20 protein-coding genes, 1 tRNA gene and 1 pseudogene are annotated in these 20,548 nt (G+C 71.1%); 11 read left to right on the top strand and 11 right to left on the bottom strand.

What is annotated here, in order from left to right; translation table 11 throughout:
* Positions 1-517 precede the first annotated feature (517 nt).
* Together ACIQU4_RS10415 and ACIQU4_RS10410 are read left to right on the top strand one after the other, a co-directional pair.
* Positions 518-1,114, top strand: coding sequence for an RNA polymerase sigma factor (locus tag ACIQU4_RS10415; protein ID WP_403728000.1), 597 nt, complete (start codon positions 518-520; stop codon positions 1,112-1,114).
* A 773-nt stretch (positions 1,115-1,887) separates the two neighbouring features.
* Positions 1,888-2,607: pseudogene (locus ACIQU4_RS10410) on the top strand (IclR family transcriptional regulator C-terminal domain-containing protein); the annotation flags it as partial.
* A 527-nt stretch (positions 2,608-3,134) separates the two neighbouring features.
* Here the strand turns inward: ACIQU4_RS10410 and ACIQU4_RS10405 are convergent.
* Positions 3,135-3,986 carry a LysR substrate-binding domain-containing protein gene (locus ACIQU4_RS10405; protein ID WP_387288157.1) on the bottom strand — a complete coding sequence of 284 codons (852 nt, stop codon included), beginning with the start codon at positions 3,984-3,986 and terminating at the stop codon, positions 3,135-3,137.
* Between the two features lie 153 nt (positions 3,987-4,139).
* Between ACIQU4_RS10405 and ACIQU4_RS10400 the strand changes: the two genes are divergently transcribed.
* From ACIQU4_RS10400 to ACIQU4_RS10390, 3 genes are read left to right on the top strand one after another with little or no spacing between them, the layout of a single operon-like run.
* Positions 4,140-5,192, top strand: a complete 1,053-nt coding sequence (locus ACIQU4_RS10400) for a bile acid:sodium symporter family protein (RefSeq protein ID WP_403727998.1) — start codon at positions 4,140-4,142, stop codon at positions 5,190-5,192.
* Positions 5,193-5,201: 9 nt separating this feature from the next.
* Positions 5,202-5,645, top strand: coding sequence for a (2Fe-2S) ferredoxin domain-containing protein (locus ACIQU4_RS10395; RefSeq protein ID WP_403727996.1), 444 nt, complete (start codon positions 5,202-5,204; stop codon positions 5,643-5,645).
* Position 5,646: 1 nt separating this feature from the next.
* Positions 5,647-6,057 (top strand): hypothetical protein, encoded by a 411-nt coding sequence (locus ACIQU4_RS10390; protein ID WP_403727994.1) that lies wholly within the window; start codon positions 5,647-5,649, stop codon positions 6,055-6,057.
* Between the two features lie 137 nt (positions 6,058-6,194).
* Here the strand turns inward: ACIQU4_RS10390 and fdhD are convergent, their stop codons facing one another.
* Entirely contained in the window at positions 6,195-7,031 is an 837-nt protein-coding gene (gene fdhD / locus ACIQU4_RS10385; protein WP_403728516.1) for a formate dehydrogenase accessory sulfurtransferase FdhD, read from the bottom strand.
* Between the two features lie 217 nt (positions 7,032-7,248).
* Here fdhD and ACIQU4_RS10380 point away from each other — a divergent pair, with 217 nt between their 5' ends.
* The gene (locus tag ACIQU4_RS10380) at positions 7,249-8,190 is read left to right on the top strand and encodes a beta-ketoacyl-ACP synthase III (RefSeq protein ID WP_387288149.1); all 942 of its coding nucleotides are present in this window, start codon (positions 7,249-7,251) and stop codon (positions 8,188-8,190) included.
* Here ACIQU4_RS10380 and ACIQU4_RS10375 read toward each other — a convergent pair.
* Positions 8,174-9,355 carry a low temperature requirement protein A gene (locus ACIQU4_RS10375; RefSeq protein WP_403727992.1) on the bottom strand — a complete coding sequence of 394 codons (1,182 nt, stop codon included), beginning with the start codon at positions 9,353-9,355 and terminating at the stop codon, positions 8,174-8,176. The genes ACIQU4_RS10380 and ACIQU4_RS10375 overlap by 17 nt on opposite strands.
* A 151-nt stretch (positions 9,356-9,506) precedes the next feature.
* Here ACIQU4_RS10375 and ACIQU4_RS10370 point away from each other — a divergent pair, with 151 nt between their 5' ends.
* Together ACIQU4_RS10370 and ACIQU4_RS10365 are read left to right on the top strand one after the other, a co-directional pair.
* Complete coding sequence (locus tag ACIQU4_RS10370; protein WP_403727990.1) at positions 9,507-9,968, top strand: hypothetical protein; 462 nt, start codon at positions 9,507-9,509, stop codon at positions 9,966-9,968.
* Between the two features lie 144 nt (positions 9,969-10,112).
* Positions 10,113-10,200, top strand: a tRNA-Leu gene (locus tag ACIQU4_RS10365).
* A gap of 76 nt (positions 10,201-10,276) precedes the next feature.
* On the opposite strand, the gene ACIQU4_RS10360 is transcribed toward ACIQU4_RS10365, so the two are convergent.
* The 8 genes from ACIQU4_RS10360 to ACIQU4_RS10325 all read right to left on the bottom strand — a co-directional run bounded on the left by ACIQU4_RS10360 (position 10,277) and on the right by ACIQU4_RS10325 (position 15,124).
* Entirely contained in the window at positions 10,277-11,218 is a 942-nt protein-coding gene (locus tag ACIQU4_RS10360) for a tyrosine-type recombinase/integrase (RefSeq protein WP_403727989.1), read from the bottom strand.
* A 273-nt stretch (positions 11,219-11,491) separates the two neighbouring features.
* Positions 11,492-11,860, bottom strand: a complete 369-nt coding sequence (locus tag ACIQU4_RS10355; protein ID WP_403727988.1) for a hypothetical protein — start codon at positions 11,858-11,860, stop codon at positions 11,492-11,494.
* Between the two features lie 153 nt (positions 11,861-12,013).
* Positions 12,014-12,385 (bottom strand): hypothetical protein, encoded by a 372-nt coding sequence (locus ACIQU4_RS10350; protein WP_403727986.1) that lies wholly within the window; start codon positions 12,383-12,385, stop codon positions 12,014-12,016.
* A gap of 121 nt (positions 12,386-12,506) precedes the next feature.
* Positions 12,507-12,947 carry a hypothetical protein gene (locus ACIQU4_RS10345; RefSeq protein WP_403727984.1) on the bottom strand — a complete coding sequence of 147 codons (441 nt, stop codon included), beginning with the start codon at positions 12,945-12,947 and terminating at the stop codon, positions 12,507-12,509.
* A 363-nt stretch (positions 12,948-13,310) separates the two neighbouring features.
* Positions 13,311-13,523, bottom strand: coding sequence for a hypothetical protein (locus tag ACIQU4_RS10340; protein WP_403727982.1), 213 nt, complete (start codon positions 13,521-13,523; stop codon positions 13,311-13,313).
* 65 nt (positions 13,524-13,588) lie between these two features.
* Positions 13,589-14,419 carry a helix-turn-helix domain-containing protein gene (locus ACIQU4_RS10335; RefSeq protein WP_403727980.1) on the bottom strand — a complete coding sequence of 277 codons (831 nt, stop codon included), beginning with the start codon at positions 14,417-14,419 and terminating at the stop codon, positions 13,589-13,591.
* Positions 14,416-14,943, bottom strand: a complete 528-nt coding sequence (locus tag ACIQU4_RS10330) for a DUF6879 family protein (RefSeq protein WP_403727979.1) — start codon at positions 14,941-14,943, stop codon at positions 14,416-14,418. The genes ACIQU4_RS10335 and ACIQU4_RS10330 overlap by 4 nt, the downstream gene beginning before the upstream one ends.
* Complete coding sequence (locus ACIQU4_RS10325) at positions 14,927-15,124, bottom strand: hypothetical protein (RefSeq protein WP_403727978.1); 198 nt, start codon at positions 15,122-15,124, stop codon at positions 14,927-14,929. The genes ACIQU4_RS10330 and ACIQU4_RS10325 overlap by 17 nt, the downstream gene beginning before the upstream one ends.
* A gap of 409 nt (positions 15,125-15,533) precedes the next feature.
* Here ACIQU4_RS10325 and ACIQU4_RS10320 point away from each other — a divergent pair, with 409 nt between their 5' ends.
* From ACIQU4_RS10320 to ACIQU4_RS10310, 3 genes are all read left to right on the top strand, one after another.
* A complete protein-coding gene (locus ACIQU4_RS10320) occupies positions 15,534-17,147 on the top strand; it encodes a serine/threonine-protein kinase (RefSeq protein WP_403727976.1) in 1,614 nt (537 codons plus the stop codon).
* A 184-nt stretch (positions 17,148-17,331) separates the two neighbouring features.
* Positions 17,332-19,155 carry an AMP-dependent synthetase/ligase gene (locus ACIQU4_RS10315; RefSeq protein WP_403727974.1) on the top strand — a complete coding sequence of 608 codons (1,824 nt, stop codon included), beginning with the start codon at positions 17,332-17,334 and terminating at the stop codon, positions 19,153-19,155.
* Between the two features lie 113 nt (positions 19,156-19,268).
* The gene (locus ACIQU4_RS10310) at positions 19,269-20,543 is read left to right on the top strand and encodes an ABC transporter substrate-binding protein (protein ID WP_403727972.1); all 1,275 of its coding nucleotides are present in this window, start codon (positions 19,269-19,271) and stop codon (positions 20,541-20,543) included.
* Positions 20,544-20,548: the final 5 nt, after the last annotated feature.

The following is a 20,548-nucleotide window of genomic DNA, read 5'->3' as shown; positions in this document are numbered from 1 at the left end:
CCGAAAGACCACGTGCCGCATTTTCGTGGGGTGGACGTCGGTGGGTGTAACGCAAAAGCGAGGGTGGTGACCTCTGCGTCACGGCCCTCGCAATGGGCCCATGTTACAGCCGGACCGGATCAGCGCGGACCGGTGTCCGGGGTTCGGGCGGCGGAGTCCGCCGCAGCGCCCGCCGCGGTCGCCGTCCCGGCCGGTCACCGGCCGGTCACCGGCCGGTCACCCCGTGTGTGACCGGTCGTCCGCGGGGCGCACGCCGGTGCATGGCGGCCCGGCTTGGCCCCGGCATATGCGTACGCACGGACTGGGCGCGCGCGTGGTCGAAGTCGGTCATCGGCCGATCATCACCGAACGTAATCTCTCGACGTCTCTCTTCTGCGCTCCCCGGGTGCGCCCGCACTGCCAGGCTGTCCGCGCACAGGGGACGAGGTGAGGTGGAACGGTGAGCGATGGCGGACCAGAGGAGTCCGGTGGGGCCGTGGGACTGCCACTGCCCAGCCGACGGCGGCGGCCGACGCCCATGAGCCAGTGGGACCCGACGGCACGCCTGTCGTACTGGGCCTTCCACGCCAACCGGCGGCCCTCGTACATGCGTTTCGCGTACCTGCAGCTGGGCTCCGACGCGGCTGCCGAGGACGCGGTGGACGCCGCCTTCGACTCGATCATGAACGAGTGGTTACGCATGCTCCACATGGACCGGCTCGACGCCTACGCCTGGACCATCCTCAAGCAGCGGCTGGTCGACCGGCAGCAGCGGCGCGGAGCGCGCGGCACCTGGCCGCCCGAACCGACCGCGCCCGAACCGATGGACATCAGCGCCTTCGAGGCCGCCCTCAAGGAGGCCCGGGCCGATCGGCAGTGCGAGGTGCTGACCGACACCATCCGCTTCTACTCCGCCGTCTCCCGGCTCGCCGAGCGCCAGCGCGACGCCGTGCTGCTGCGCTACGGGCTCCAGTGCACCCCCGGGGAAGCCGCGTCCGTGATGGGCGTCGACGAGGCCACCGTCCGCTCGCAGCTCGGCCAGGCCCACCGGCGGCTCGCGCGCATGCTCGACGCCTCCGCCGAACCGGCCGACTCGGCGCAGGGCGCCGACTCAGCCGAATCACCCGAGTCATGAGGCGCCGCGAGGGCAAGGCGGAGCGCGGCGGCGAGGCCGGCCGCCGCTCCCTGGCCGAGTTCCTGACCCGGGCCGGCGTCCGCGACCGGTACCCGCACTACGACCTGGGCGCGGCCGAGGCCCGGCTGCTGCGCGCCTCCCGGGGCCGGGCCGCCGCGGCGCCCGCGCGGCGCCGGGCCGCGTACGGGTGGAGCGATCCCGCGCGGGACTGCCCGCTCGACTCCGAACGGGCCCGGCGCGACCTCAAGGCCGTCTGCCTGGCCGCCGTGTGCGGCCCGAAGGCGGAGGCGCACCTCACGGCCTTCACCGAGAGCGGGCACACCGATCTGGCCGGGGCCGTGGTCTTCGGCTGCCTGCTGCACCTGGCCGGACTGCGCGAGGGCGCCCGCTTCTGGTGGCAGTTCGCCGCCGGTTCCGGGCGGGCGCGGACCGCGTCGGCCGCGTACTGCCTCTTCCTCGACCACTCCCGGCGCGGCGAGCACCACGACGCCCGGTTCTGGGCACGCGAACTGGGCCGGCGCGGCTACCGGCCGAACGGCCGGCGGGATCTGCGCGAGGTCCGGCTGTGCGCGCAGGCCACCGTGTTGCGGTACGTCGACCAGCTCGACGATCCCGATCTGGGCCCGGTGCCGCTGCCCCGGCCCGGACTGCCGTCGGTGCTGGCCGCGTTCCGGCCGACGCCCCCGGTGGCGACGGAGCCGGAGCGCTCCGTTCCGCGGCAGCGCGTGGCACCGGTGTCCGGGCCGGTCCGTTCCCCGGGTACGAGCGAGGCCATGGCGCAGGCGCGGCGCGCGCTGGCCGTCGTACGGGTCCTCGAAAAGCATCCGCTGGGGGTACGGGCCGCCCAGTTGCGGCGGGAGTCCGGCCTGGCCGAGGCGGAGCTGCGGCCGCTGCTGGCGATGCTGTGCGAGGAGGAGTACGCGTACCGGCCGGGCGCGGGCGTCTTCGCGCGCGGGCCCGCCCTCGACCGGCTCGCCGCGGCCGGCGCCGGGGGGCTCGCGGGCCAGCTCCAGCGCACGCTGGCCCTGGCCCGGGACAGCGCGGGCGCGGCGGTGTACCTGAGCCGGTATGCCGAGGGGGAGGTCAGGATCACGCAGATGGCGGACGGGCCGGGGGCGCCGCCGGTGCAGGAGTGGGTGGACTTCAAGTCCGCCGCGCACGCCAGCGCGGTCGGCAAGTGCCTGCTGACCCAGCTCGATGCCGACCGGCGCCGCGACCACGTCGCCCGGTACCGGCCGGCCCGGCTCACCCCGCAGACGATCACCGACAGCCGGGTCCTGTTCACCGCCCTCGACGCGGTGGCTCCGGGGGCGCCGGTGTACGACCTGCGCGAGTACTCCCCCGGCGTGGTGTGCTCGGCGGTCCCGATCGCGACCGGCGACGCCGCCGGGAGCCTCGCGCTGTCGCTGCCCGCGACGCATGCCCACCGGCTGCACGAGGCGACGGAAGCCCTGCGCCGCAAGGCCGTCCCGGTGCTCCTGGCGCTGCTGCTGTCGGGGGCCATCCCGCCGGACGCCCCGGCCGCGGCGGACGACCCCGCCGCCCCGGCCACCGCACCCGCGCCGCACCCGTCCGGGGTCACCCCGGAAACCCTGCGCCACCTGCGCATGCTGTTCCGCACCCCGCTGACCCGCTCCACGGCCTCGCCGGCCGACCCCCACCTGGTCAGCGACACGGCATCGGAGGCGGCGTACCTCTTCGACCCCCTGCCGGAATCCGACCCACCCCGCCTGTCCCTCCCGCTCACCTTCGCCCCGCTCACCCCGGGCACCCTGCGCACGGCCGAGGGCCTGGTGGTCCTGAGCACCTGACCCCCGCCCGTCCCGCCGGCGGGGCTTGACGGTGAACGAACCGCTGCCGCAGCCGCCCGTGCCGGGCCACACCACGGCCCGGCACGGACACTTGGAATCGCCGGGCACTGTCTGAACGGCCCGCTCTTCCGTTCGGTCGCCCTGGTGACCTGTTGCCCGAACCGCTCCGGTCCGGAACTGCTGTGCCCCCTGGGGTAGCCGACCGGCGGTCAGGCGGGGCGGGTCAGGCGGTCCGCGCCCGAGAGGATCGCTGAGGCCAGTGCCTCCGCCGCCGGCGAGCTCCGCCCGCCCCGCAGCAGCGCGAATTCCACCGATCCGAGGTCCGGCAGCCCCGCCACCCGCACCAGCCCCGGCGGGATGAGCCCACGGGTGTGGGCCATCACCCCGAGCCCCGCCCGGGCCGCCGCGACCAGCCCGCTCAGGCTGCCGCTCGTACAGGCGATCCGCCAGCCCCGCCCGTTCCGCTCCAGCACCTCCAGCGCCCGGGCCCGGGTGATCCCCGGCGGCGGGAAGACGATCAGCGGAACGGGCCGGTCCGGGTCCACTCGCAGCCCCTCCGCCCCGATCCACACCATCCGGTCCCGCCACACCAGCCGGCCCCGCTCGTCCCCCGGACCGCGCCGCTTCGCGAGGACGAGGTCGAGCCGCCCCGCGTCGAGCCGTTCGTGCAGGGTCCCGGACAGCTCGACCGACAGCTCCAGGTCCACCTCGGGGTGCTCGTGCCGGAAGCCCTCCAGGATCTCCGGCAGCCGGGTCAGCACGAAGTCCTCCGACGCCCCGAACCGCAGCCGCCCCCGCAGGCGGGTCCCGGTGAAATAGGCCGCCGCCCGCTCGTGCGCCTCCAGGATGGTCCGGGCGAAGCCGAGCAGCGCCTCACCGTCCTCCGTGAGCTCCACGCTGTGCGTGTCCCGCAGGAAGAGCGGCCGGCCCGTGGCCTCCTCCAGCCGCCGCACGTGCTGGCTGACCGTGGACTGCCGGACGCCCAGCCGGCCCGCGGCCTGCGTGAAGCTGAGCGTCTGGGCCACCGTGAGGAAGGTGCGCAGCTGGACCGGGTCGTACATCGCTCCCATGCCTGCCATGCCTCCCATGCTGGCGCAATGTCATCACGAAGCGCAATGACAGTCAGTGTGGTGTGCAGGTTTCCCGATCACCGCTCCGCCCCCGACGATGAAGGGGCCCCGCCAGACGACCCACCGACCGGAGAGTCCCCGTACATGCGCCGCCCGCACATACCCGCCCGGCTGCCCCTGGACCCGTGGATCCTGGCCCTCCTCGGCACCGTCGGCCTCGCCGCCCTGCTGCCCGCCCGCGGCCTCGCCGCCTCCGTCGCCGAGGGCGCCGCCACCGGGGCCGTGGCCCTGCTCTTCTTCCTCTACGGCGCCCGGCTCTCGACCCGCGAGGCCCTCGACGGCCTGCGCCACTGGCGGCTCCACCTCACCGTGCTGGCCTGTACGTTCGTACTCTTCCCGGTGCTCGGCCTGGCCGCCCGGGGCCTGGTCCCCACGGTCCTCACGCCCCCGCTCTACAGCGGTCTGCTCTTCCTCTGCCTCGTCCCCTCGACGATCCAGTCCTCGATCGCCTTCACCTCGATCGCCCGCGGCAACGTGCCCGCCGCGATCTGCGCGGGCTCCTTCTCCAGCCTCGCCGGCATCGTCCTCACCCCGCTCCTCGCCGCCGGGCTGCTCGGCAGCAGCGGGGGCGGGTTCTCCCTCGACTCCCTCCTCAAGATCGTCCTCCAGCTCCTGCTGCCCTTCCTGCTGGGCCAGGCCCTGCGCCCCTGGGTCGGCGGTTTCCTGGTCCGGCGGAAGAAGGTCCTCGGCTACGTCGACCGCGGATCGATCCTGCTCGTCGTGTACGCCGCCTTCGGCGCGGGCGTGGCCGCCGGGGTCTGGCACCAGGTCAGCGCCGCGCGCCTGGGCGCGCTGATGGCGGTGGAGGCCGTACTGCTCGCCGTCATGCTGCTGGTGACCTGGTACGGGGCGAAGCGGCTCGGGTTCGGCCGGGCGGACCGGATCGCGATCCAGTTCGCGGGGTCGAAGAAGAGCCTCGCGGCCGGCCTGCCCATGGCCAGCGTGCTGTTCGGGGCCCAGGCGAGCCTCGCGGTGCTGCCGCTGATGCTGTTCCACCAGATGCAGTTGATGGTGTGCGCGGTGCTGGCGCGCCGCCGTGCCCGGGACGCCGAGTCCGCGGCGGGCGCCGAACTGCCCGCCGGACATGTGGCGGAGGTCTCCTCCAGGGCCCAACACCCCGCACCGCAGGCCCGGTAGCGTGCGGCGGTGACCTGGATACGCCCGCTCGCCGCCCACGCCGAACGCCCCTGCACCCTGGTGGTCTGCCGCGGCTGCTGCTGTGGGGACCCCCGCAAGAACCCCGGCTCGGACCACGCCGGCCAGCTGGCCCGGCTGCGCGAGGCCGCCGCGGCGTCGGGGGGCCGGCTCGCAGTCCGTACGAGCGACTGCCTCGGGCCGTGCGCCCAGGCCAATGTCATCGTGGTCCAGCCCACCACCGAGGCGCGCCGCCGGGGCGCCCGCGCGGCCTGGTTCGGCTGGGCGCTGGACGACACCGCCACCGACGAGGTCATCGCGTGGGCGGAATCCGGCGGTCCGGGCGTCACGCCGATCCCGGCGACCCTGGACCTCCACCGCATCGACCCGCCGAAGCCCGAGGCCAAAGCCAAGGCCACGTCGACGGCCAAGCGACGCGCCCGCCAGGGCCGCTGAGATGACCCGGGGGGAACGGCCGGCGCTGCCGGCGGGGATGGTCTTCCTCGGCCTGATCGCCGGCGTGATCGGCTGGATGCGCTGGGCGCCGGACCCGTTCGGCCCGGACCCCGGGGACCTCACCGGGACCTGGCGGGCCGCCGACGGCTCGACCCTGGAACTCCGCGCGGGCGGCCGCACGGTACGGATCACCGACGCGGCGGGCTGGGACTGCCACCCCGCAGGCGCCGCCGAGGACCCCGGCACCCCGTTCTCCGCCGAGGGCGCCTGGACCTACGACGCCGATTCCCTGCCCGACCCCCATGCCGACGCGGCCACCCGCGAGGGCCGCAGCCTCACCGTGCATTTCACCGGGGGACGCACCGGACACTGCACCGCCCGCTTCGTGGTCGACGCCCCGGCGGCCGCCTGACGGGCCGCTTCACCGCCGGCCCCACCCGGCAGGAGACGGAGGGCACCTACCGACTGGAGAGCGCCGACTAGACACGGCCCAGGTCGCAAGGCCGGCCCGGACCGTCCTTTTCCGGCCGCGGCTCTACGGCCACAGCCCTAGAAGGTGATCCGCTCCTCGCCCGCGTAGATGTTCATGTTCGGCCCGCGCAGGAAGCCGACCAGCGTCAGGCCCGACTCCAGGGCCAGGTCCACGGCCAGCGAGGACGGGGCCGAGACGGCGGCCAGGACCGGTATGCCCGCCATCACCGCCTTCTGCGCCAGCTCGAACGAGGCCCGGCCCGACACCAGCAGGACCGCGCCCTCCAGCGGGAGGCGGCCGGCCTGGAACGCCCGGCCGACGATCTTGTCCACGGCGTTGTGCCGGCCGACGTCCTCCCGTACGTCCAGCAGCCGGCCCTCCGGCGAGAACAGCCCGGCCGCGTGCAGCCCGCCGGTGCGGTCGAACACCTTCTGCGCCGCGCGGAGCCGGTCCGGCAGCTCGCCGAGGAGCTGCGCGGGAATCCGTACGGCGTCGTCGGCCGCGCTCCGCTGGAGCGGGAAGCGGGTCGCGGTGCGCACCGCGTCCAGGCTGGCCTTTCCGCACAGGCCGCAGGAGGAGGTGGTGTAGACGTTGCGTTCGAGCGTGATGTCGGGCAGCGGAACGTCGGGCGCGAGCTGCACGTTGACCACGTTGTAGGTGTTCGAGCCGTCCTCGGTGGCCCCCTCGCAGTAGGTCACGGCCCGTACGTCCGACGCGGAGCCGAGGACGCCCTCGCTCACCAGGAAGCCCACGGCCAGCGCGAAATCGTCGCCGGGGGTGCGCATCGTGATGGCCAGCGGCTTGCCGTTCAGCCGTATCTCCAGCGGCTCCTCGGCGACCAGCGTGTCCGGGCGGACCCCGGCCTCCCCGTTCCGTACCCGGATGACACGACGGCGCTCGGTGACCCGTCCCATGGTGATCAGCCCGCCCGTTCTTTCGTCGTCGCGCACTCCGTCGTGCAGCTGACGAGCCCATTCTCGCGGATCGCCGTCGCGCGGCGCTCCCGGCAGGAAGATCCTCCGGAATCTCCAAATTCAGGGGCGGTAATCCTGTTGGGTCACGTGCACCCGTACCCATCAGTAGCAGGTCAAGCTGGGTGATCCTGACTTCCGTATAAGGGGGACCCCGCCTATGACCGGTTCACGCGTGGTGGCGCTAGGGCACTACCAGCCCGCGAAAGTGATCACCAACGAGGACCTCGCGGCGATGGTCGACACCAACGACGAGTGGATCCGCTCCCGGGTCGGCATCAAGACCCGGCACATGGCGGGCCCCGACGAACCGGTGGACGAGCTGGCCTTCCACGCCGCGGGCAAGGCCCTCGCCGGCGCCGGGCTGACCCCCGACGACATCGACCTCGTCCTGGTGGCCACCTCCACCGCGATCGACCGTTCGCCCAACATGGCCGCCCGCGTGGCGGCCAAGCTGGGCATGGGCGGCAGCCCGGCCGTCATGGACCTCAACGTCGTCTGCTCGGGCTTCACCCATGCCCTGGCCACCGCCGACCACGCGATCCGGGCCGGCTCGGCCACCCGCGCCCTGGTCATCGGCGCCGACAAGATGACCGAGATCACCGACTGGACCGACCGGACCACCTGCGTGCTGACCGGCGACGGTGCGGGCGCGGCCGTGGTCGAGGCCTGCGAGGAGCCCGGCATCGGCCCGGTCCTGTGGGGTTCGGTCCCGGAGATGGGCCACGCGGTCCGCATCGAGGGCTCCCCGCCGGTCTTCGCCCAGGAGGGCCAGTCCGTCTACCGCTGGACCACCAGCCAGCTCCCGGCGCTCGCGCGCAAGGTGTGCGAGAAGGCCGGGATCGCCCCCGAGGAGCTGGCCGCCGTCGTCCTGCACCAGGCGAACCTGCGGATCATCGAGCCGCTCGCCGCCAAGATCGGCGCCGTGAACGCCGTCGTCGCCCGCGATGTCGTGGACTCCGGCAACACCTCGGCCGCGAGCATCCCGATGGCCCTTTCGAAGCTGGTCCAGCGCGGCGAGATCCCGACCGGCGCCCCGGTCCTCCTCTTCGGCTTCGGCGGCAACCTCTCGTACGCGGGCCAGGTCATCCGCTGCCCCTAGGGGATGACGGGCGCATCGCGGCGGCCGGGGCCCAGCGGGCCTCGGCCCCCAGCGCGCACAGGAGTACGACGACCAGCGCGAGCAGCTGCCAGAGCCCGGCGGTGACCGCGCCGAGCGGGACCGTGGCCAGTACGAGCACCGTCGCCGCCGCCCGGAAGCGGGCCGGGCCGATCCCGAGCACGGCCCGGAAGGCCAGGTCCCCGGCCAGGTAGACGGCGACCCCGCCGGCGAGGACGAGCGCCGGGCCGGTGGCCACGTGCTCGCCCAGGTGCCCGATGGTCTTCTTGACGCCGGCCGCGAAGGCGGCGATGCCCAGGAGCATGGGCAGGAAGGCGTAGTAGTACGCGCGCATCGCCAGCTTGAAACGCTGCTCCCCCTGGGCCTCGGTGAACACCTGCTCGGCCCGGCCCTCATCGCGCACGAAGTACGTCCACCACAGCGCGGAGGCCACGGCGAGGGCGAGGAAGGCGCCCGCGGCGATCCCCACGGTCAGCGGCAGCGGGCCGACCCCGATGCCGATCGCGATCACGGACTCCCCGAAGACGATGATCAGCAGCAGTCCGTGCCGCTCCACGAGGTGCTCGGCGCTCATGCCGCCGAGCTGCTCGCCGACGGTGGTGACGTCATCGGCGGACCCGGCCTGCGCCGGCTCCCCGCTCGCCGCGGCCCGCTGCACCAGCTGCGGCACGACGAACTGGATCAGCAGCGCGAGCATCCACAGCGCCCAGGCGGGCGGCCCGTCGAAGAACCCGGCGGCCAGCACCGCCAGCGCGCACAGCACGTTGGGCAGTGCGAACCAGATGACGCCGAACCCGTGCGCCTGAGTGAACAGCGCGCTGTGCACGAGGACGACGAACAGGTACCCGAGCCCGAAGGCCACCCCGCCCGCGCCGAAGGCCGTCGGCACCGCCAGTGCGCACACCAGGAACGCCCCCATGGCCAGGATGAGCAGCAGCCTGCGCACGGTGCGGTCGGGCGGCACCTGGTTGGTCAGGTGCGCGTAGCCCCCGTACATCCAGAACAGCACGGTGAAGATCACCAGCACCTGGCCGGCGCCGCGGAAGCTGATGTCGTCCGCGAGCAGCACCGTCAGCTGGGTGATGGTGAAGACGAAGACCAGGTCGAAGAAGAGCTCCAACGTGCTGACACGGTGCTGGGTTTCCATCCGCGACTCATACCAGCATCCGGGTGTCCGTCGGGGTCGTCCGACCTGAGGCGTACACGGATCCCGCCCGGTGGATGGACGCGCCGCTCTCCGGCGCGGGCGCAGGATGGGGGAACGCCGTCAGCCCGCCGCCGAGGGAAGCGAAAGCCCCATGATCCGCAGGTCCGTCATCCTGACCATCGCCGCAGTCGTCTCGGCCGTGGGGCTCGCGATCGTCGTCGCCCTCCCGGCCGCGGCCGACTGGTACGGGAACCGCCACCAGGAGACGAACGCGTACGCGACGGGGGCCGAGGCGAAGTCGGCCCGGGCCTCGGTCCCGCGCTGGCTGGCGGACGAGGCGGAGTCGGTGCGGTACGCGATGCGGACGACCGGCGGCGACCGCCTCCTGAAGGCGACCCTGCCGGACGACCGGCTCCCGGCCGAGTGCACGACCGAGCCGCGGCCGAGGGCGCAGGAGGTCCCGCTCGAGGAGGACTGGTTCCCGAAGGACGCCCGGGCGAAGGCCACCGCGCGCTGCGGCCTCTACTACGCGTACATGGACGGCACCACCCTCTACGCGTGGCAGCACAACGACGACTGGCTGAGGGCCGGGCCGGCCGAACCGGCCCGCTGACCCGCGAGACTCGGGGTCTCGCCGACCCGCCGGGGACATGCGTGCAGGTCAGCGAGCGGCCCGGCCCGAATACCTGGTCGGAAGCACGCCGATCCTTTGCTATTGTTGTCCTTGTCGCCGCGGGAAACCGGGGCCGACCACCTGGTCCGGGTGGCGGAATGGCAGACGCGCTAGCTTGAGGTGCTAGTGCCCTTTATCGGGCGTGGGGGTTCAAGTCCCCCCTCGGACACCAGCTGAGACCCCACTTCGTGTGGGGTTTTTTGCTTTTCCAGGCTGTGGCGTGACCAACGGCCCAGAGATTCCCCAGGTCAGACCAGGGACGACAGGCCGAGTCGGTCCGCTCCGGAGGCGGCGAGCTTCCGCGCTCCGTCCTTACGTGAGTGCCCGTACCGAGCCATCGTGTAGCCCGGCGAGTGATGCCGGACGTTCGCAGAGACCTCTACGGGGTTCTCCCCGGCCTCCAGGTCGTTCGTGACCTTGCTGTGCCTCCAGTCGTGAATCCGGAAGTCCTCCGGCAGGTGCAGCCGAGTCCGGAGGGTCCGCCACCGCTCCGAGACCTTCTCAGGGTCCTGCGGTCCGCCTGCCTGGCCCCGGTACAGCTTGAAGCCGTCACGGGCGAACACGAGGTCATCGGTCCACGCCGGACCGAGCCGTTCCCGCTCCGCCTGCTGCCGCTCTCCCTGCCACTTCAAGACGTTCATCACGGACTGATCCACATAGATCACGGCGTCGGCGTCGCCGTCCTTGGTGAGCTTCCGCAGCCGGTAGGTGTTGCCCTCCTCGACCACGACCCATCCAAGCTCGATGGAGCCCTCATCCCAGTTGATCAGAGACCACTTCATGCCCAGGGCCTCACTGCCCGACCCCAGGAACCGGCTGGTCTGGTCGTCGTCCAGTGTGGGGAAGTCGCGTTCCTGGGCCCGGATCCCGCGGCCGGTGGGAGGGTTCGCCGTCGCCGCAGGATTGGCGGCCATCAGCTTCGGTACAGCCGCGCCGAGTGCCCCCGACAGGATGTTGTGAACGTGGCGCACGGACTTGGCCCCGAGAGGCTTGCCCGCGTTGGTCGGGCAAGGGACGGTCTCCAGCATCCGGTACAGGTCGTCAAGGGTGTCGTCGGTGACCTCTCGCAGCTTCACAGCACCGATGTGTGGCTTGATGTGCAGCCGGATCTTCGTCTCGTACCCTGCCACGGTCGTTCCCTCCTTCCTGAGGCTGCTGTGCCACTTGTCGAGCCAGTCGCCCAGCTTCATGTCTGAGCGGGCTTCGGTCTTGCCCGCGTCGTGGTCGGTGTGCCACTTGCGGAGTGCCTTCTCCGCCTCGGTCTTGGTCTTGTACTCCCGGCCTGTCCAGTAACTCTCGCTTCCCGGTCGCCTTGTTGAAGTGGAGGGGCGTGCGCACGCCCCAGGTGTTCGGCCGTCCCCTGCGTGGGACTTCCACGGGCGTACCACCGAGCCCGTTACCGTGCTTGCTCATGTTGTGCTTGCTGGTCTTCCTGTGCCGTGCCACGTGGCAGGAGCGCGGCGCTACTTGCTGAGAACTTGTCGAGCCTTGTCAGTCATCTCGCCGGAGTCAGTCAGGTAGCCCTCCTTCCGGGCTTCGACCAAATGCATCTTGGCCGTGTTGGTCTTTCGGTCGATGGCGTTCGCGATGGACATCCGCCTGGCGCCTTCCATGCGCGTGCCTCCGGTGCTGAGGAAGGCATAGGCCTTGGCCAAGGTGGCCAGGTAGACGGGCGAGGACTTGCCTTCATCGAAGGCAGTCGCCAACTCGGCAGCAATGGGCTTCCACTGGTCGGCTCGCTCCCTACGCGCCGCCGCCTCCTCGGGCGTGGGCTGCGGGAGCGTATCGCCGCGTCCAGGGAGCCGAAGCACTCCGCCTTCGTCTGCGGCCAAGTCGGCGTCGATGTGGAGAAGAGCCCGCGAAAGATCTGCCCTGCTGATCTCGCCGCCAGCACTCACGGACAGGTGCAGGTCTACGAGCTTCCCCGCGTCCCACTTTCGCCGTCACTGTGCCGGCCGCAGGGCTAAAGTCCCACCGCGGTGCTGCTACGCCTTGTAGATCGGCTCGTACGCAGCCACCTGGTCCGGCGTAACCTCCTGAACGGTCATGGCGCCCGTCCAGAGATGGTCGCGGTGGCAGTACCCACCCAGGTTGGCGCGCTTGCCGCACTGAAGCTTCCACGTGCCCACGGCGAGCTTCACGACCACGTCGCTGCCGCAGGTGAGCGAGCGGTTCGCCTGCGCCATGATCCAGCGGGCGTGCTCGTCGTCGCCCGTGTTCGGACGGCACATCGTCCGGGCCATCCGCCACAGGCGCCCCCACTCGACACCAGGAGTCAGGGGGCCGACCACGGCCACTTCTCCAATGCCCCGGTCATCAAGGGAGTGGGTTGCGTAGCCGAAGACCGTGCCGAACATGCGGAACACGGTGACCCTGCTCTGTCCCGAGAGAGTGTCATCAACTGGCATGCGGTATACCTCTGTTCATGGGTGAGCCCCGGACGCATTGGCCGCGTCCGGGGCTCATCTCTCAGATGGATCAGCAGCCGTCGCCGTCGCCGCAGCAGGCAGGCGGGTTGCACTCCTTCGCGGAGCCCCACAGCCGCTCGTCTACGTAGAAGCCAGCGGCCTTGACCCGGTCCACCACGGAACCGATCAGCGGGCGGGTGCGGACGGTGGCCTTGGGCTCGTGTCCGAGGAAGAACCCGAACTGCTCCTGGCACCACGTGGCGTATGCCTGCGTGTGGAGTACGAACGAGTGCCAGCCGGGGTCGACGTCGTCGGACGGGGTCATGTCGAACGCGCGGGTGTCGCCCATGACCTTGAGGAAGGCAAGGGCCTGGTCCACGATCCGGCGGGCGGTGGACAGCTCGTGTCCGTACTCCTCCGCGCAGAACGCGGACACCTTCTCGAACAGCTCGGGACTGACGAGGTCCCGTCCTTGCCGTAAGGCAACCGGACTTTCGAGCATCGTCGTCATAGGTGGTGCTCCTCTCGGATCAGGCAGCGGGCGGGGGCGGGAACTGGTCCCCGCCGGAGCCTCCGGACTTCTCTCCGGGGTCGGTCATCGCTGCACCTCCTTTCGGGCGCGGTCAGGCATCACCAGCGAATCCGCTGGGCGTTCCCTCCGGCGCAGTCAGGGCAACTGCGGCGGCCGAGCTTGCACATGCGGCACTGCTCGAAGTCGAACCCGCAGCAGTAGTCACACCAGACCGTTCGACGCCCCATGCAGGTGCCGCAATAGGTCACGCCCGGGATCAGGTGAGTGCTGGTGTCTGCCGGGTCGGGTCCAGGCGTCACGGCCCGAGGTTGTCGAGGCCGTCACGCCGCGCCTGCATCTCCATCAGGCGGCCACAGCCCGAGCGCTGGGGCACTTGTTGTGCCGGTAGACGATGACTGGGGCGCCGGACGTGCGGTCCTCGACGCGTCGGCGTACGGGCTCCAACGGCTTGACCTTGCGGGAGCACGCGGAGCACGTCCGTCCCGGGGCATAGGTCAGGTACTCCCACCCGTCCCGGTCGAACTCCGGAATCTCTGCCTTCTCCGCCCTCGCCATGCCGCACCCCTTCGCTGCCGTTCCCGTGCATCGGCGCTAATGGTGTACGAGCGAAAAGCTTCGTTCTAGGCGGTTTCCTGTTCGCGCAAAAACCCGTCGCGGATCGACTCGACGAAGGTACGCATATCGTCACCGGAAAGCGCCATGCCGGCGAACCCATCGAATTTGGCGATGTACGGGGCAACGTCCCGGGGATCGGTTACCACAGTCTCTGCGTGAACCATTTCGATGGTTACTGTTCGATCATCCTTGATGGAGAACGAGTGCCCAGGAAAGTCGGTCTGCGGAGCGCCCAACGGAACAACCCGGATATCGATGTTGGGGAGCCGGGAGACGGACACGATGCGGTCGAGTTGGCCAACCATCACCAGTGGCGGGACAATCCGCCAGCGAAGCACGGATTCCGTGATGATGAACCGGAACGTTTTTCCCTCAGCGTGAAGCACGGTTTGGCGGGCTAGCCTCGCACTGATGGTGCGCTCTAGCTGTACCTCTGTGACGTTCTTCCGGAGGAACACGGCCCGAATGTATTCCGGGGTTTGGAGCAGTCCCGGAACGAGGGAGGGCTGAAAGAGGCGCAGAAGGTTCGTTTGGGCTTCTACAGCTTGCACCTGCTGCTGCTTACGGCTGTAGCCCAGGCGCCGGACGAGGCGCCATGCGGTCACCTCTGTGGCCTCCGCCCTCGCGGCTGCCATGTACTCGGCCTTGACCTCCTCAGAGACGCCTATGGCGGTGAGGATGCAATCGACGTCGGTGACGCTGGGCGACGTGTTGCCGTTTTCAATCTTGGAGAGCTTGGAGCGGGACATAGCAGCATTGCGGGCCACCGCTTTGGCCTCCGTTCCGGAGGACTCCCGCAGTGCCCGCAACGCCGACCCGAGACTAGATCTGTTCACTCGCCGTACTGTGCCCACCATTCGGGAAACGGAACGGCCGCAGCCAGAGCCGCTTCCCGATACGCCAGAAACTCTGACACCTGGCCTTCCCTGACGAATTCCGTCCCCAGGTACTTACCCTCGCCGTCGTAGCTCATGGCGCCGACCATGTGCTGGTCGAACATCCAGAAGTCAGGCGCGTCCGGGATAGGGTTTGCCTGCTCGGTGATGTCGAGGATGAAGAACTCTTCCCCGGCCGTCATATTGCGGAGATATCCCCACCCGAGTTCGAAGCGGAGATAGTCCGTAAGCGGCCGGGTGACGACGTGGACGCGGTACATGCGCTTACCGGCCCGAGTTGCATTGCTTACCGTGTTGATCCAGTCGGCCGTCTTAAATTCCTCAGGCTGAGGCTTTCCGGCAAGGAATTGGTGGTAGGCGTCGACTCCGCCAGATTTGCTGTAGTCGTCCAGCGTTTCGAGGCGGAACGCTTCCCGCTCGAAGTCCTTGAACCAGTCCCCCAGGGACTTAGATGAGGTTGTCACGGATGGCCCTTCGGATCAGCTCGATCGGGATCTCGACCATGGTTTCGTGGGCGCGGATGGTCCGGCCGTGGTCGGTGATCTCCTCGCCCTGAAACGCGAGGGTGCCCCGGTCGGTGGCGTAGATGGTGGGGCACTCGCCGTCTTCGCAGTCGCCGACCAGCCGTGTCAGTTCGGTTGCCACTGTTCCCCCTCGTCGCCGCTGGTGTCCGGTCCGATGCTGTCGGGCTGGTGAGGGTGGGGCAAGGGGTTCTGGTTTCCACTACTGGAAACCGTTGCGGTCGGCCGGATCGCGTCGGCCAGCGGTGTTGGGGTTGGCCACGTGACCAACGCATGACCAACAGCGGTCCGGAACGGGCCGAAACGCATGGGACGCATGACCAACCCCAGCCGTCAAGAAGCCGCTCTACAGGGCATGTTTCCCCTGGTCAGGACGTAATGAAGCTGGTGCCCGAGTGGAGAGTTCAAGTCCCCCCTCGGACACCGACAGGAACCCCACTTCGGTGGGGTTCTTTTGCGTTTCCGGTGCTTGTTCGCCGGGGCCGATCCGGTGGTGCGGCATCATGGGCGCACGGGGTCGGAGGGGAAGCAACGTGTCGCACGACGGGCCGGACCGCAGCATCGTGATCGCCGGACGGTACCGCCTGGAGAGGCGGTTGGGGCGCGGCGGCATGGGGACCGTCTGGCAGGCCTCCGACGAGCTCCTCGGGCGTCTCGTCGCCGTCAAGGAGCTCCATGTCGACGGAGGCACGGAGGCCAAGGGCGCGCTGCGGGAGGCCCGGACCGTCGCGCAGGTCAGGCATCCGCACGTGGTGGTGGTGCACGACGTCGTGGAGCACGACGGGCGCCCCCACATCGTCATGGAACTCGTCGAGGGCGGCTCGCTGTCCGACCGGCTCGCCGGCGAGGGGCCGCTGGGTCCCGTCGAGACCGCGCGGACGGGGCTGGCCCTGCTCGGCGCCCTGCGCGCGGCGCACGCCCGCGGGGTGCTCCACCGGGACGTCAAGCCGGCCAACGTGCTCCTGGAGGCGGGGACCGGGCGGGTCGTGCTGACCGACTTCGGCATCGCGCGGCTCGCCGGGTCCACCACCATCAGCGAGACCGGCGCGTTCGTCGGCTCGCCCGAGTACACCTCGCCCGAGCGGATGCAGGGAGCGGCCGCGGGTCCCGAATCCGACCTGTGGTCGCTCGGGGTCCTGCTGTGCGCGGCGCTGACCGGGAAGTCGCCGTTCCACCGTGATTCGCTCGGCGGGGTGCTGCATGCCGTCGTGCACGCCGAGATCCGGCCGCCGGCGCAGGCGGGGCCGCTGACCCCGGTCATCCGCGGCCTGCTGGAGCGCCTTCCGGAGCGGCGGATGGAAGCGGCTGAGGCCGAGCGGCTGCTGTCGGCCTACGTGAGCACCGGAGCGGTCCCCGCCGTGGCCGACCGGGCGCCCGGGCCGGCCACGGAGAGCGCCTCGGCGACCGGGACCGCGTCCGGCGCGGGCGGCCCCGGCGCCGCCGTCGGCTACTCGCCCACCGAGCACGTCGTACCGCCGTCCGTCCCGGCGCGGCGGTCCCGGCCCGCTCTCCGGGCGGGGCTGATCGCCGCGCTGTTCGCCGTCGCGGTCGCCTGCGCCGTGGCCGTCACCTCGCGGTTCGGCGAGCGGTCGGCGGACGGCGCACGGGAGCCGGCGCCCGCCACCGCGTCCGCCCCGGCCCGGGCCTCCTCTTCCCCTTCCCCTTCCTCCGCCTCCGCCGTCGGCGTCGACGCCAAGCCCGCGCCCGCCGGGTACCGGACGGTGTCCGACGCCGAGGGCTTCAGCCTCGCCGTGCCGAACGGCTTCCAGCGCAGCACCGACGACCAGCGGGTCTTCTACGTGTCCCCGGACGGGGCCTTCCGGATCGGCGTCAAGACGAAGCCCGCGACCCCCGAAGGGCCGGTCACCGTCATGCGGCTCTCGCACGCGAGCGGCCCGGCCACCAACCCCGGCTACCGCGACGGCTCGGTCGTACCGACCACGCACAACGGACTGCCCGCCGCCCTGTGGGAGTTCACCTGGAACGGATTCACCGCCGCCGAGGGCGCCCGGCACACCTTCGACGTCTGCTGGGAGGAGAGCGGGCGCATGTACGACGTCTGGGTGTCCGCGCCCGTCGGCCGGCTCGCGGAGGCGCGGAGCCACTTCGACGCGGCGCTGGACTCCTTCGCGCCGGGCACCCCCTAGGGGGTGCGCCGCCCGGCGCGGGATCGGGGCGGCGTTCGGTGTTTCCGGGGTGGTGGGGCGGGGAGTTTCCCTATCCCCGGGCCTGCACACCTCCCTGGGGAGGTCTTGTGGAGGTCTTCGCTCGGTGATCAACCCTGGTGAGGTGTGGGGTAGCGTCGCCGCGCTGCGCGGAGAGGAGCGGGGCATGCGCGAGATCACCGTCCCACCAGTCGTTGTTGCGGCGCCCGTCGGCGGGCTCGCCGACGCCGTGTTCCGCCATGCCCAGGAGGATCCCGGCCGGGTGGTGCTCGGGCGCAAGGTCGACGGGGTCTGGCAGGACGTGACCTCCGGGGAGCTCGCCGCCGAGGTGCTCGCGCTGGCGAAGGGGCTGCTGGCCCAGGGGGTCCGGTTCGGGGAGCGGGTCGCCGTCATGTCCCGGACCCGGTACGAGTGGACCCTGTTCGACTTCGCCCTGTGGGCGATCGGCGCCCAGCCCGTACCCGTCTACCCGACCTCCTCCGTCGAGCAGGTGCACTGGATCCTCCAGGACTCCGACTGCACCGCCTGCGTCGTCGAGGACGAGGACCAGGCCATGACCGTCGGGTCCGTCATCGAGCGGCTGCCGCACCTGCGGCGGTTGTGGCAGCTCGACTCCGGAGCCGTCGACGCGCTCGTCGCGGACGGCCGCGGGGTCTCCGAGGACCTGGTGCACCGGCATCGCGCCGCGGTCACCCCCGACGCCGTCGCCACCGTCATCTACACCTCGGGCACCACCGGGCGCCCCAAGGGCTGCGTGCTCACGCACGGCAATTTCATGTACGAGGCCGACACGATGGTGGCCCGCTGGGAGTCCGTCTTCCAGGCGGGGCCCGGGGAGCAGCCCTCCACCCTGCTGTTCCTGCCGCTCGCCCACGTCTTCGGGCGGATGGTGGAGGTGGCGGCCGTCCGGGCTCGGGTGAAGCTGGGGCACCAGCCGGTGCTGGCGGCGGCCGAGTTGCTGCCGGACCTCGCCGCCTTCCGGCCGACGTTCGTGCTGGGGGTCCCGTACGTCTTCGAGAAGGTCTTCGCGGCGGCCCGCCGCAAGGCGGAGGCGGAGGGGCGTACGGGCCCCTTCGACCGGGCGGTCGAGACGGCCGTACGGTACGCGGAGGCGCGCGAGCAGAAGGCGTTCGGGACCGGGCCGGGCCCCTCGGCGGGGCTGCGCATGGAACACCAGCTCTTCGAGAAGCTGGTGTACGGGAAGGTCCGCGAGGCGATGGGCGGCCGGGTGCGGCACGCCATGTCGGGCGGGTCGGCGATGTCGCGCCGCCTCGGGCTGTTCTTCGACGGGGCCGGGATCACGGTGTTCGAGGGCTACGGCCTGACCGAGTCCTGCGCGGCGGCCACCGCGAACCCGCCGGGCGCGACGAAGTACGGCACGGTCGGCCGGCCGATCCCGGGCAGTACGGTGCACATCGCCGACGACGGGGAGGTGTGGCTGCACGGGAGCCATGTGTTCGCCGGGTACCTGAACGACCCGCGCTCCACGGAGGCGGTGCTGCGGGACGGCTGGCTGGCGACCGGGGACCTGGGGCGCCTCGACGAGGACGGGTACCTCACGATCACCGGGCGCAAGAAGGAGATCCTGGTGACTTCCAACGGCAAGAGCGTCTCCCCGACCGCCCTGGAGGAGCGGGTGCGTTCGCATCCGCTGGTCGCGCAGTGCGTACTGGTCGGCAATGACCGGCCGTACGTGGCCGCCCTGCTCACGCTGGACATGGAGGGGATCGCGCACTGGCTGTCGATGCGCGGGCGTCCGCAGCTGCCGGCGGCGCAGCTGGTCCACGACCCGGATCTGACGGCGGAGGTGCGGCGGGCGGTGGTGGCCGCGAACACGCTGGTCTCGCAGGCCGAGGCGATCCGCACCTTCCGGGTGCTGGCGGAGCAGTTCACGGAGGAACGGGGTCTGCTGACGCCCTCGTTGAAGCTGAAGCGGCGGGCGATCGAGAAGGCGTACGCGCAGGAGGTGGCGGCCCTCTACCAGCCCTGACGGGTCCCCGCGACCACTAACTGACGAACCGTCATCTCTTCTCGTCAGCGATATTGACGAGTCGTCAGGCCGCCCACAGAATGCGGGGATTCCGACCGGAGGGGATCCCACACATGCTGCGACCGATCCGCACCCTGGCCGCCGCGGCGGCGGCGCTCGCACTCGTCTCCGCCTGCAACTCCGCCTCCAACAGCACCTCCAGCAGCGCCTCCCCCGGCAAGCCCGGGTCCGCCGGGAACTCCCGCGGCGTGACCGCCGACTCGATCAAGGTCGGCGGGATCGTCTCCATGACCTCCGCCGGCGGGTACAGCAAGAAGGACACCGACCTCGGTGCGAAGGCCCGGTACCTGAGGGCCAATGCCGAGGGCGGGATCAACGGACGCAAGATCGACTACCTGGGCGCGGAGGACGACGGGCAGGACCCCGGCAAGAACATGGCCGCCGCCCGCAAACTCGTCCAGCAGGACAAGGTCTTCGCGGTCGCCCCGATGAGCTCGGTCACCTTCTCCGGCGCCGACTTCCTGGAACAGGAGAAGGTCCCCACCTTCGGCTGGGGCACCCTGCCCTCCTTCTGCGGGCCCAAGTACATCTACGGGTTCAACGGCTGCCTGGTCCCCTCCCCCGGCGGCACCCTCAACCAGACCTGGCCCGAGGGCATCGGCCGGCTCGTCGGCGGCGCGCAGGGCAAGTCCGTCGCGGTCATCGCCAACGACAGCGACGCCGGGAAGTTCGGCATCCGCACCTTCCAGCAGGGCTTCGCCGCCGCCGGGTTCAAGGTCGCCTACGCCAAGGCCTCCGTACCCGCGACGGCGGTGCCGAGCGACTGGTCGGCGTACGTGAAGGAGATCCTTCAGAGCAACGACGGCAAGGCCCCCGACGCCGTCGTCTCGGTCATGCAGACCCCGAACAACATCGGCCTGTTCACCGCGCTCAAGCGCAGCGGCTTCCAGGGGCTGCTCTCCGACCCGACCGACTACGACCCCGGACTGCTCGCCAAGGACGCCACCAAACAGGCCCTCGACGGGGTGCACGTCCTGCTGCAGTTCCAGCCGTTCGAGTCTGCGGACCCGAAGACGGCCCAGTTCAAGGCCGACATCAAGGCGGCCTCGGGCGGGCAGGAAGTGCCGCTCAGCATGCACATGCTGACCGGCTACATGTCGGCCGACCTGTTCGTCTCCATCGCGCAGAAGGCGGGCAAGGAGCTGACCGTCGAGTCCTTCCAGGCCGCCGCACAGGGCTTCTCCGACACCGGCACGCTGGTCGGCGACCGCTCGGAGCCCAAGGGGCAGAAGGACAGCTTCGGCTGCGGGGCGCTCGTCCAGCTGCGCGGCGGGGCCTACGAGGTCTCCGTACCCTTCTCGTGCCGTCAGCCCGTCCCCTTCAAGTAGGGGCG

Source organism: Streptomyces sp. NPDC090741, assembly GCF_044769045.1.
In the GTDB taxonomy this organism is placed as follows: Bacteria; Actinomycetota; Actinomycetes; order Streptomycetales; family Streptomycetaceae; genus Streptomyces.
The sequence above is the reverse complement of the archived record's forward strand: the minus strand, read 5'-3'. Positions and strand labels throughout refer to the sequence as shown.

What these genes read in the sequence shown, in the direction of transcription:
- ACIQU4_RS10415 (WP_403728000.1), top strand. Translation starts at nt 518, where the DNA reads ATGAGCCAGTGGGACCCGACGGCACGCCTGTCGTACTGGGCCTTCCAC.
- ACIQU4_RS10405 (WP_387288157.1), bottom strand. Translation starts at nt 3,986, where the DNA reads ATGTACGACCCGGTCCAGCTGCGCACCTTCCTCACGGTGGCCCAGACG.
- ACIQU4_RS10400 (WP_403727998.1), top strand. Translation starts at nt 4,140, where the DNA reads ATGCGCCGCCCGCACATACCCGCCCGGCTGCCCCTGGACCCGTGGATC.
- ACIQU4_RS10390 (WP_403727994.1), top strand. Translation starts at nt 5,647, where the DNA reads ATGACCCGGGGGGAACGGCCGGCGCTGCCGGCGGGGATGGTCTTCCTC.
- fdhD (WP_403728516.1), bottom strand. Translation starts at nt 7,031, where the DNA reads ATGGGACGGGTCACCGAGCGCCGTCGTGTCATCCGGGTACGGAACGGG.
- ACIQU4_RS10380 (WP_387288149.1), top strand. Translation starts at nt 7,249, where the DNA reads ATGACCGGTTCACGCGTGGTGGCGCTAGGGCACTACCAGCCCGCGAAA.
- ACIQU4_RS10375 (WP_403727992.1), bottom strand. Translation starts at nt 9,355, where the DNA reads ATGGAAACCCAGCACCGTGTCAGCACGTTGGAGCTCTTCTTCGACCTG.
- ACIQU4_RS10370 (WP_403727990.1), top strand. Translation starts at nt 9,507, where the DNA reads ATGATCCGCAGGTCCGTCATCCTGACCATCGCCGCAGTCGTCTCGGCC.
- ACIQU4_RS10360 (WP_403727989.1), bottom strand. Translation starts at nt 11,218, where the DNA reads ATGAAGCTGGGCGACTGGCTCGACAAGTGGCACAGCAGCCTCAGGAAG.
- ACIQU4_RS10350 (WP_403727986.1), bottom strand. Translation starts at nt 12,385, where the DNA reads ATGTTCGGCACGGTCTTCGGCTACGCAACCCACTCCCTTGATGACCGG.
- ACIQU4_RS10345 (WP_403727984.1), bottom strand. Translation starts at nt 12,947, where the DNA reads ATGACGACGATGCTCGAAAGTCCGGTTGCCTTACGGCAAGGACGGGAC.
- ACIQU4_RS10340 (WP_403727982.1), bottom strand. Translation starts at nt 13,523, where the DNA reads ATGGCGAGGGCGGAGAAGGCAGAGATTCCGGAGTTCGACCGGGACGGG.
- ACIQU4_RS10315 (WP_403727974.1), top strand. Translation starts at nt 17,332, where the DNA reads ATGCGCGAGATCACCGTCCCACCAGTCGTTGTTGCGGCGCCCGTCGGC.
- ACIQU4_RS10310 (WP_403727972.1), top strand. Translation starts at nt 19,269, where the DNA reads ATGCTGCGACCGATCCGCACCCTGGCCGCCGCGGCGGCGGCGCTCGCA.